Below are 11,370 nucleotides of genomic sequence, written 5' to 3' on the forward strand. Positions count from 1 at the left end.
ATTTTAAAAGCCTAAATTTGGCCATTGTTCGTGTTTTTCAAAGGTCTTTTTGTCGTGCATAAATTTAATATTAGAGAATTTAAATTTTTTCACTTAAATACTCTTGACTTTTACTAGCTGGTCTATATGATAAAGTTACCCTTGCCAACCTTAAACTAAATTTCTAAGCCCCTTTGAAGCCTGAAAAACATCCTCTTTTCCCAATATAGCAGACACTACGGCAATACCATCAATACCTGCTGCTATTACAGAACTTGCATTTTTTTCATTAACACCACCTATAGCAACTATAGGGATATTAACTGATTTTTTTATATTTCTTAATTCATCTATGGAAACATCCTCTGTATTATTTTTTGTTTTAGTAGGAAACATGGCTCCAACTCCTAAATAATCGGCACCTTGACTTTCAGCCTCCAGAGCTTCTTTAACACAATTAGTCGAAGCACCTATTATCTTATCCTGTCCTAATAACTTTCTTGCCATATCTATAGACATATCGTCGGGACCAACATGAACACCATCTGCATCTATGGCCAGAGCAACATCTATTCTGTCATTTATAATTAATGGAATATTATATTTATTAGTTATTTTTTTTACATTTGTAGCTATATTTATGAACCCATTTGTAGTGGTGTTTTTTTCCCTAAGTTGGACTAATGTTACACCACCTTTTATGGCATCTTCTATAGTTTTACATAAATCCCTATCACCCAGTAGCTTTCTATCAGTAACTAAATATAAACTATAGTTTACCTGTGATTTTTTCAATTGAGAACACCCCCTTTGCCGAAGCTGTGGCTTCGGAATTTTAAATTTGCCGTTACTGGGGGATTCGTAATCCCACAGTTTTTTATTTTTCCTAGTTTTATTGGTTTGGGGATTGCGAATCCCCAAACAACGAAATCCGTAGCGTGGAATTCATTCCACGGTTTCCTTATTTATTCTTTATTCTATATTATCTATTCTCTGTTTTAAAAAAGTGGTTCGTAGGCCCTACTCCTTTGCCTATATCTAAAGAGTACTTTATGGCATTGGTTATGTAGTCTTTGGCATTTTTAATGGCATCTTTTATACTATATCCCTTTGCTAAATAGGAAGTTATGGCAGAGGATAGTGTGCATCCTGTTCCATGGGTATTTTTAGTAGCTATTCTTTTAGAATTAAAATGATGTATATTTTCACCATCATATAACACGTCTATGGCATCTCCATCAAGGTGTCCCCCTTTAAGGAGTACATATCTTGGACCCATTTTAGATATTGACTTTGATACAGACTCCATGTCTCCTATAGTTTTAATATCTTCACCGGATATAACTTCGGCTTCTGGAATATTTGGAGTCACTATTGTTGCCAATGGTAGTAATTCATTTATTAGTGTGTCCTTTGCTTCCGATTTTAGTAAATCAAATCCACTTTTAGAAATCATAACGGGATCTAAGACGATATTTTTAGCAGAATATTTCTTTAATTTTTCTGCTATAACTTTAATAGTATCGGTTTTTGATACCATACCTATTTTAACTCCATCTACAATTATGTCATCAAAGATTGCATCTATTTGTTTACCTATTATCTCCATTGACATATCTTCAACTGCAAATACTCCTTGGGTATTTTGAGCTGTAACAGAGGTTATTACACTCATGCCATATACCCCCAGGGCAGAAAATGTTTTTATATCTGCTTGAATACCAGCTCCTCCACAGCTATCGGAGCCTGCAATAGTTAAAGCTTTTTTCATAATTAAAACCCCCTTATAACAAAATAAAAAAGCATAAATCCCTTAGTAGGATTTATGCTTTTATGCATAATGATAAACTATTTCCTACGCTGGCATTATCCAGATCAGGTTTAAGGGTCAAAGACTTTTTAGGGTCCTTTTCTCAGCTAGCCTATCTAGCTCCCCAGGGTATTAAGCTATTAAATATATATTAACATATAGGTAAGTAAATATAAAGTTATAGTTATAGATATTTATTTGATAACTTATTTATTAAATCTTTATATTTTTCTTTTAGCTGTATATGTTCTGTATCCTCTTCAAAGGATTTAAACTCTACATCTAATCTATTTAAAGTTTCTTTTGATAAATTATTTTCTGCGTATCTATATATAACATTGTCCTCTTTATGTATATGATTTTGTAATAGATTACCATAGCCTATAGCATTGGCTATTATATCTAGTTTAGCTTCATTATTTCCCTTTTCATATTCCTTTAGTGCCAACTCTAAATTAGATACAAAAGCTCTACCATAATCGTGCTCTATAAGCATGCCCTGTATTGGACCTTCTCCTATTTTTTCTGTCAGTTGTTCCTCCATATATTTAAAAAGCATATCTTCTTCTTTTCCATGGTGATATTTATCAGCATAGTTTCTTATAAAATCAATAACAGTATAGAAGTCTTCATAGTCAACTTCCTGAGATTCTAGTATATTTAGACACATTGTTCTTACAACTTTTAGCATAGTTTTGATATTATTATGCTCACTAACTAAAATATCTATTGTATTTACATTACTCATAAAATCACATCCTTAATTTTTTATATTACAAAATCTCTGCTCCCTGCACCTTGCACTTTGCACTGAACAAAGAAGTACCAAAGGCACCTTTGTTCATATAGGACTACTTTATTATTTTTATCCATTTTCAATATAAATAAACATAAAACTAAATTATAAAATGCTGAAAAATAAAGGATTTTGTATGTTTTAAAATAGACAGTGAAAAAATATAAAGGTCATGATAATTTCCTATCACTTATAAAAAAGCATTTTTAAGTTTAATAGACATAAAGTCATAATATGACCTTAAGTAAGAAATAAATGATTTGAATTATTATATATATTATCTTAAAATAGTATATGTCGTTATACAAGATATATGATTTTAAAAATCGGAAAACACAATATAGAGGGGTTGATAGTTTGATAACAAGAGTCCAAAAAAGAAATGGTGACATAGTTGATTTTGACATAAATAAAATTGAAGAAGCTATTTTTGCATCTGCTAAAGCCGTTGGTGGAGACAATAGAGAAGAGGCTAAGAGACTTTCAGTAATTGTTGCAAAAATTGTGGAGGAGGCCTATGGAGTAGGGATACCTACGGTTGAGAATATACAAGATATAGTGGAAAAGGTATTAATTGAAGAGGGCCATGCAAAAACAGCAAAGTCTTACATATTATATAGACAGAAGCATGAAGAGCTAAGGGATGTTAAAAATCTATTTATGGATGCTGAAAAGCTAATTGATGAATATGTTTCCCTAGATGCATGGGAAATAAACGAGAATGCTAATATGGGATTTAGTTTACAGGGACTGAATAACCATATAGTGGAATCAATAACTAAAAAATACTGGCTAAATAAGATATACAGAAAGGAATTAAGGGATGCCCATATAAATGGAGATTTACATATACATGATTTGGGACTTCTAGCTCCCTATTGTTGTGGATGGGATTTAGAAGCATTACTTAGAAAAGGCTTTAAAGGTGCCAGTGGTAAGATTGAGTCGTCACCTGCAAAACACTTACAATCCTTTTTGGGACAAATTGTAAACTGGCTATACACCCTTCAGGGAGAGGCAGCAGGAGCCCAGGCAGTTAGCTCTCTAGATACATATGCAGCTCCTTTTATTTATTATGATGACTTAGAGTATGATCAAGTAAAAAAAATAGTACAGATGTTTGTATTTAACTTAAATATACCAACTAGGGTAGGATTCCAGACACCTTTTACTAATATTACCCTTGATATAAAGCCCCATGCCATGCTTAAAAATACTAATGTTATTATAGGTGGAAAAATGATGGATAAGACCTATGGAGAATTTCAAAAAGAAATGGATATGTTTAATAAAGCATATTGTGAGGTTATGATGGAAGGGGACGGAGCGGGAAGAAGCTTTAGTTTTCCTATACCAACAATAAATATAACAAATGATTTTCCATGGGATTCTGAGGTTGTAGATTCTATCATGAAAATGACAAGAAAGTTTGGAACACCTTACTTTGCAAACTTTGTTAATAGTGATATGAATCCAGAGGATGTAAGAAGTATGTGTTGTAGACTTAGACTTGATAATAGGGAACTGAGAAGGAGAGGTGGCGGTTTATTTGGAGCCAATCCTCTAACGGGAAGTATAAATGTAGTAACTTTAAATATGGCTAGAATAGGATATTTATCAAAAACTAAGGAAGAATTTAAAAAGTCAGTAAGGAAATTGATGGAGAAAGCCAAGGAAATATGTGAAAATAAAAGGATATTATTAGAGCGATATATGGATGCAGGATTATACCCATATTCAAAATTCTATTTACAGGGTATAAAAGATGGAGAAGGGGAGTTCTTTAAAAACCACTTTAGTACAATAGGTCTTAATGGTATGAATGAAGCTTGTTTAAATTTATTAGGGGAAGATATAACTACAGAAGAAGGTAATGAATTTGCAATTGAAATTATGGAATTTATGAATCGAGTTATACAGATATTCCAAGAAGAAACAGGAAGTCTTTGGAATCTGGAAGCATCTCCAGCAGAGGGAGCTGCCTATAGATTTGCTAGAATGGATAAAAGAATGTATCCCAATATTATAACCCAAGGGGAAGGGGAACCTTATTATACAAATTCTACACAGTTACCTGTGGGACATACAAAGGATATATTTGAAGCTGTGGAACTTCAAGAAAAGCTACAGTCTTTATATACTGGAGGAACTGTATTCCATGGATTTTTAGGAGAGGAAATAGATAATGAGGAGACCGGGAAAGCTCTTATAAAGAAGGTATTTGAAAATAGCAAAATGCCTTATTTGACCATAAGTCCAACATATAGTATATGTCCAGATCATGGCTATTTAAAGGGAGAACACTTCACATGTCCTGATTGTGGAAAAGAATCGGAGGTTTGGACTAGGGTTGTGGGATTCCATAGACCGGTGCAATCGTGGAATAAAGGTAAAAAAGAAGAGTATAAAGATAGGGTAGAGTTTGATGCTGATTATAGTTTAGAAGGAAAAAAAGATAAGGCTGTGTAAATAGGTATCCCATAAGGGATACCTTTACAAATGTAGGGGCTAGTCATGCCTAGTCCCTTTGAAATCATAAAAGGTCAAATGGGGGGATAAAATGTTTAGAGGTCATCAGAAATCATCGTTTATAGATTATCCTAAGAAGATATCCACTGTATTTTTCACAGGAGGTTGTAACTTTAGGTGTCCCTATTGCCATAATAGTAGTCTTGTGAACAATAGGGGAGATAAATTATCGATGGAGTATGCTATAGAGTATCTGGTTAAGAGAAAGAAAATGATAGATGCAGTATGTATATCTGGAGGAGAGGCTACTTTACATGAGGGTATATATGATTTTATAATAGAGACTAAGAAATTAGGTTACTTAGTTAAAATAGACACCAATGGTACAAACCCAAATTTTATTAAAAAACTAATAGATGAAAATTTACTAGATTATATAGCTATGGATATAAAGGCACCTTTTAAAAAATATAATGAGGTTACAGGAACTACTGTAGATATAGGGAATATTAATAAAACTATAAATATTATAATAGAGTCTAATATTGATTATGAATTTAGAACTACGGTCTGTAAAGAACTACTAGATATTCATGATATAATAGATATATCTAAAGAAATTAAAGAAGCTAAAAGATATATTATTCAAAATTTTAAAGATGGAGATACTATATTAGATGGAAAAAATAAATTTACATCTTTTACGAAGGATGAATTAGAAGATTTAAAACAAAAGATTAGCAATTTATTTTTAGATTTTAAGATTAGAAATTAAGTATAATTGGTTATAAATGATAAAGTCCAGATGATGTAGAGGGGAAATACTGCTAGGTATAATAATAGATAGACACTGAAAATACGACTTGTGTAAATATACTTTGTAAACAAGCTGAATTTAAGTATTACTATGTGTTATACTATAAAAGAAAAATTAATATTTATATTTGAGGTGTTTTAGTATCATGGATAAAAAGATAAACTTAAGGGACAAGAAAAAGAATTATTTAATATTAGCTAGGAATTTTTACAATGATGATAATAAAGAAAAAGCTTTAAAGTCGTATATAAAAGCATTAGAATTCACTGAAAACATAAAGAATAAAGTTAGTATTTTATATGATATAGCTCTAATCTATGATGAAATAGGTAATAAGAATAAAGCGCTAGAAACTTATGAAAAGATAATTGAAAAGGCACCAGAGGAAGCAGGAGCCTATTATGGTATGGCTATAATATATGATGATAAAAAGGAAAGGGATACTGCCCTTAAATATTATTTTAAAGCAATTGATATAGACAAAGAATATGATAGAGCCTATTTTTATATAGCCAATATATATGATGAAAAAAAAGATAAGAAAAAGGCGATAGAATATTACAAGAAAACAATAGAATTAGCTCCATACGATTTTATGGCATATAATAATTTGGGAGCTATATATGAAGAATTAGATATGTATGAAGAAGCTCTAGAGATGATAAATAAAAGTATAGATACAAATCCATATTACTATAAGGCATTATTTAATAAGGGAGTAATAAAAAAACAATTAGGAGACTTAGAAGAGTCAGTAAAATACTATGATAAATCCATTGAATTAAATAACAATTATCCCTATTCTTATTTAAATAAATCGGTTATATTTATTGAAAGTAAGCAGTATAAGAGGGCAATTGAATCATTAACAGAAGGTATAAAATATAATCCATCGGCGGAATTTTTATATTATAATAGGGCATGTTGCTATTCAAAATTAAATAAAATATCAGAGACTATTGAAGACCTGAAAATATCAATAAAATTATATCCTAGATTTAAAAAAATTATTGCCAATGATAAAGATTTTGACAATCTTAAGGATAATAAAGAATTTGTAGAACTTATTAAGTAATATTAATGATCTTCTACAACAAAAATTATTTCATTTATAAAGGAAATAATAATAGTACCTAGGGATAATAACAAAAATATATTGTTATTACTATACTTAAAAGCTCCTATAAATATTACAACAATAAGGCTAAATAATATTGTATACATATAATTTTTCATTATTAAAACCTCCCTGGGTTATGAAAATTTAAATCTATTCAAAGGTTATATTAACAATTAAATAATAATATCAATTAGTAAATTTTATATTAAAATAGAGATAAAAGTAGGTTAAAATTTAAAGTAATAGGGACTAGGCATGTCTAGTCCCTATTACTTTATTATTAAATAATATTATGAAAAGTAATAACGAAAAAAATAAAGGAAAATATAAAACTGTGTCGAATGGTTTCAGTAGTCCATAATTATATGGGACTATAATACTATTTACAATTAAACGGGATGAAAGGAGGTTGATTTTTGAGATTCAAATATAGAAATTTAATATCAATACTTATAGTTATAATACTATTAGTAGGTCTATTCTTGAACACCTCTTTAGCAAATAAAAGGAAAGATGGATTTCACCGAACTATTAAGATCGCTGGGGATAAACATTATCCGCCATATGAGTATTTAACTAAAGAAAATATATATAAAGGATTTAATATTGATATAATTAGAGCCATTGCCATTGAAGAGGGACTAGATATTGAAATTATACCTATGGTATGGGAGGAAGCTATTAAAGCTTTAAAAGAAGGAAAAGTAGATGCTATTCAAGGAATGGCTAAAAGTAAAGAAAGAAAAAATATATATAGCTTTACAGATGAATTATTAGTAAGTGATCAAAGGATATTTGTAAGAAAAGATAATGCATTTATATCAGATATAAATAGTCTATCGGATATAAAGTTAGCAGTTCAAAAAGATGATATAAATTATGAACTTTTACAGACTTTAAAAAATGCTAATATTGTAACGGAAACAAATCAGAAATTAGGAATAGAAGCCCTTATAAACAATGAAGTAGATACTTTTATAGGTAATAGATTAACGGGATTATATCATTTACAGAAAAAAAGACAGCTAGATAAAGTAAAAATAGTGGGAGACCCTATAAATACAACCGAATATGCCATAGCTACGTTAAAAGATAATAATGAGATATTAGACATATTAAATAGGGGATTAAAAAATATAAAAGCTAATGGGACCTATGATAAGATTTATAAAAAATGGTTTGGAGAGACATTCACTGATAATTCCCAATGGAAGACTATAGCTATAGTATCTAGTATAATATTACTAATGGCATTTTTATTAATAGGTGCAAATATGTATTGGAACAAAAAACTATCCTCAGAAGTAGAAAAAAGAACAGAGCAAATAATTGCCCAAAAAGAAGATATAGATAGAAGTAATAGATTAAGGGGAAAAATATTGGAGGGAATTGGTAGTGGTATTATTGCCCTAGATCAAGATAGGCAGGTATTAGTTTTTAATAGAGCAGCTGAAAATTTGTTAGATAATGAAATCGAGTTAGGAGAATTTTGGGAAAATCTATCCATAAGTAAAATAGTAGAAAAAAAAGAGTTTGATAAGATATATGATAATAATACATGGCAAAGTAATATTGAATGGAAAATAAATAACGGTGATATCCAATATATAGACTGTAGAGTACTTCCCATATCTGGACCTAATGGGGTGGAGGGAGTTATAGTATTACTACATAATTATACTAGGGAAAAGAAGCTTCAAAATATAATTAACTATAATGATAAAATGCAGGCCATTGGAAAATTGGCGGCAGGGATAGCCCATGAGATTAAAAACCCATTGGCATCAATCAAAGGATTTATTAGTCTAATGCTGGCGAAAATAGATAAAGATAACCTATCTCAAGGGTCAGTTGATATAGTTAATAAAGAGATGGATAGATTAGAAGGTTTGATAATGACACTATTAGATTATTCAAAGCCTAAAACTGAAAATATAGAAGAGATTGATTTAGTTAATTTAATAGAAGAGATACTTATATTATTTTCAGTTGAAATAAAGAAGAAAGATATAAAAATTATTAAGAAAATAGAAAAAATATATATATTGGGAGATGTTAATCAAATTAAACAGATAATAATAAACCTTTTATTAAATAGTATAGATGCAGTAGAAGAACAAGGTATTATTGAAATAAATATTTTTGCTAAAGATAATGATTGCATAATAGATATTATAGATAATGGATATGGAATACCAAGTAATGTCATAGATAAAGTATTTGACCCATTTTATACCAGTAAAAAAGAGGGTACTGGTATTGGTTTAGCTATTTCTCGTAGACTAGTCAAGGAAAATAATGGAGAAATGTTTGTGGATAGTATTGAAAATGAAGGTACTACCATGACCATTATGTTTCCAATATCAAAACAATAAAGTATTAAGAGACGTTTATAGGAGCTGAATATATTCAGCTCCTATAAAATTTTATAATAAAAAAATTTGAATAACAAATAATATATCTATAACAAATATAAAGGAGATATAAAATATGTCTGATTATAGTATCATAGCTTTAAGAGCTTTTTTTTCCTATTTTATATTGTTTCTAATGGCTAGATTAATGGGGAAAAGAGAAGTATCACAAATGACATTTTTTGACTATATAGTAGGGATAACTATAGGGAGTTTAACAGCTTCTATGGCTGTAGATAAAAGCAAATCTTTTCTTTTACCATTAATTGCCCTTAGTATATTTTCCATACTCCAAATATTAACCTCATATATTACACTAAAAAATCGTAACTTTAGAAAAATATTTGATGGGAAATCAACAATGTTAATAGAAAATGGAAAGCTTTTGGAAAGAAATTTATTAAAAGAAAGAATAAATATAGATGAATTAAGCACTATGCTAAGGGAAAAAAATATATTTAAACTTTCAGATGTGGAGTTTGCATTTTTAGAACCCGATGGTAAAATAAGTGCCATGAAAAAATCTAATAAACAACCGATCACCCCTTCGGATATAGGTGTCTTAACTGAGTATAGTGGCATAGGGAATATAGTCATTGAAGAGGGAGTAATAAGACATGATAAGTTAAGGGAATACAATCTCACTGTATCTTGGCTTATGAGTCAACTTTCTAACCAAGGGATAGATGATATTAAAAAAATAATGTTTGCACAAGTAGATGGTTCGGGAAAACTATACGTTGATTTGTATGATGATAAAATTAAAGACTAACTTATAAGTAAGCATTTTTTTTTTTATTAAAGGAATTTAAACATATATGTAGAAATAAATAATACTAAAGAATTATCAGAAGATTCTTATATAATTAACATGTAATTTTGAGGGGGATTTTGATGAAAGAGGTCTATAGACAAACACAACTATATAAGTTTTTAAGATATTGCAATAATAATAAGCTAGAAAATATAGTGTTGGATTGTGGTGCAGGTGGGGACTGTCCACCACTGGGACTGTTTAAAGAACATGGATATATAACATTTGGAGTGGATATAAATAATGGTCAATTGAAAAAGGCAGATAAATTTGCGAATGAACGGAAACTAGATTTGAATATTATGAGAGGAGATATTCGAAGGTTACCTTTTTCTGACCAATCAATGAGTTATATATATTCATATAATACCATTTTTCATATGACTAAAAAAGATATAAAACAGGCTATAGAAGAAATAAAAAGGATATTAAAGCCAGGGGGACTGAGTTTTATAAACTTTTTATCTATAGAAGACCAGGGTTATGGAATAGGTGAAAAAGTAGGTAGAGGAGAATATATGCAACAAGAAAATGGCAATAAAGTCATACATACATATTATGAAATAGACGAAGGGGATAAGCACTTTCACAATATGAAAATCCTATATAAAGAAAATAGAAATATAGAAAGATGGTATAATAATAAAATGATTAAGCAAAACTATATTGATTATATTGTGGAAAAAATAAAATAACTTAAAATACTTTTATATAAAATATAGGGCCCAGAGAGGACCCTATATTTTATTATTAGGGGAGTATAAATTATTTAGAAAACCTTATTATAATTTAATTGATAGTGAAACTAGGTATATAGTCTCAGAGGAAAAATGCAAAATTTGTCGAAGAAATAATAAAAGAATAATTTTTTGTAGAATTTTTTTAAAAAAGGTACCTAAAATTATCATAGCTATCGTATATCTATGATAAGAAATAAAAAATAAAGGAGGAATTTTAATGAAAAGATTAAAAATTTCACTAACTGTTTTAGTAGCAGCTTCATTAGTTGTGGCTTTACCGGCGGCTAGTCTTGCAGGTAAAGGTAATGGAAAGGGCAATGGCAATAGTAAAAGTATAAGTATTGAAAAGGAAAGGGAAGAAGAAAAAAAAGAAAGAAAAGAAGAGAGAGAAGAGGAGAAGCGAGAAAGGGA

Annotated in this window: 11 protein-coding genes and 1 riboswitch; of the genes, 7 read left to right on the forward strand and 4 right to left on the reverse strand. The window is 29.6% G+C overall.

Translation table 11 applies throughout. The features are described 5' to 3' along the window. Window positions 1-150: 150 nt before the first annotated feature. The 3 genes from thiE to V6137_RS19345 all read right to left on the reverse strand — a co-directional run bounded on the left by thiE (window position 151) and on the right by V6137_RS19345 (window position 2,537). Window positions 151-774 carry a thiamine phosphate synthase gene (thiE, locus tag V6137_RS19335; RefSeq protein ID WP_425449605.1) on the reverse strand — a complete coding sequence of 208 codons (624 nt, stop codon included), beginning with the start codon at window positions 772-774 and terminating at the stop codon, window positions 151-153. A gap of 187 nt (window positions 775-961) precedes the next feature. Next, window positions 962-1,750, reverse strand: a complete 789-nt coding sequence (thiD, locus tag V6137_RS19340; RefSeq protein WP_425449606.1) for a bifunctional hydroxymethylpyrimidine kinase/phosphomethylpyrimidine kinase — start codon at window positions 1,748-1,750, stop codon at window positions 962-964. A gap of 64 nt (window positions 1,751-1,814) precedes the next feature. Further along, a riboswitch (TPP riboswitch) is annotated at window positions 1,815-1,925 on the reverse strand. Between the two features lie 48 nt (window positions 1,926-1,973). Next, window positions 1,974-2,537 carry a hemerythrin domain-containing protein gene (locus V6137_RS19345; protein ID WP_425449607.1) on the reverse strand — a complete coding sequence of 188 codons (564 nt, stop codon included), beginning with the start codon at window positions 2,535-2,537 and terminating at the stop codon, window positions 1,974-1,976. Between the two features lie 405 nt (window positions 2,538-2,942). Between V6137_RS19345 and V6137_RS19350 the strand changes: the two genes are divergently transcribed. The 3 genes from V6137_RS19350 (at window position 2,943) to V6137_RS19360 (ending at window position 6,946) form a co-directional block, all read left to right on the forward strand. Next, the gene (locus V6137_RS19350) at window positions 2,943-5,054 is read left to right on the forward strand and encodes a ribonucleoside triphosphate reductase (protein WP_425449608.1); all 2,112 of its coding nucleotides are present in this window, start codon (window positions 2,943-2,945) and stop codon (window positions 5,052-5,054) included. 91 nt (window positions 5,055-5,145) lie between these two features. Continuing rightward, window positions 5,146-5,829 (forward strand): anaerobic ribonucleoside-triphosphate reductase activating protein, encoded by a 684-nt coding sequence (locus tag V6137_RS19355; protein WP_425449609.1) that lies wholly within the window; start codon window positions 5,146-5,148, stop codon window positions 5,827-5,829. Between the two features lie 187 nt (window positions 5,830-6,016). After that, window positions 6,017-6,946: a tetratricopeptide repeat protein gene (locus V6137_RS19360; protein WP_425449610.1), complete on the forward strand. Its 930-nt coding sequence runs from the start codon at window positions 6,017-6,019 to the stop codon at window positions 6,944-6,946. A 2-nt stretch (window positions 6,947-6,948) separates the two neighbouring features. On the opposite strand, the gene V6137_RS19365 is transcribed toward V6137_RS19360, so the two are convergent. Then, complete coding sequence (locus V6137_RS19365) at window positions 6,949-7,107, reverse strand: hypothetical protein (protein WP_425449611.1); 159 nt, start codon at window positions 7,105-7,107, stop codon at window positions 6,949-6,951. Between the two features lie 300 nt (window positions 7,108-7,407). Between V6137_RS19365 and V6137_RS19370 the strand changes: the two genes are divergently transcribed. From V6137_RS19370 to V6137_RS19385, 4 genes are all read left to right on the forward strand, one after another. Then, complete coding sequence (locus V6137_RS19370) at window positions 7,408-9,366, forward strand: transporter substrate-binding domain-containing protein (RefSeq protein WP_425449612.1); 1,959 nt, start codon at window positions 7,408-7,410, stop codon at window positions 9,364-9,366. A 115-nt stretch (window positions 9,367-9,481) separates the two neighbouring features. Further along, the gene (locus tag V6137_RS19375; protein WP_425449613.1) at window positions 9,482-10,177 is read left to right on the forward strand and encodes a YetF domain-containing protein; all 696 of its coding nucleotides are present in this window, start codon (window positions 9,482-9,484) and stop codon (window positions 10,175-10,177) included. A gap of 122 nt (window positions 10,178-10,299) precedes the next feature. Beyond that, complete coding sequence (locus V6137_RS19380; RefSeq protein ID WP_425449614.1) at window positions 10,300-10,914, forward strand: class I SAM-dependent methyltransferase; 615 nt, start codon at window positions 10,300-10,302, stop codon at window positions 10,912-10,914. Window positions 10,915-11,176: 262 nt separating this feature from the next. Further along, on the forward strand, window positions 11,177-11,370 hold a 194-nt coding region (locus V6137_RS19385; protein WP_425449615.1), incomplete at its 3' end, for a hypothetical protein.

It is taken from the genome of Dethiothermospora halolimnae (genome assembly GCF_037577855.1).
Lineage (GTDB): Bacteria > Bacillota > Clostridia > Tissierellales > VENL01 > Dethiothermospora > Dethiothermospora halolimnae.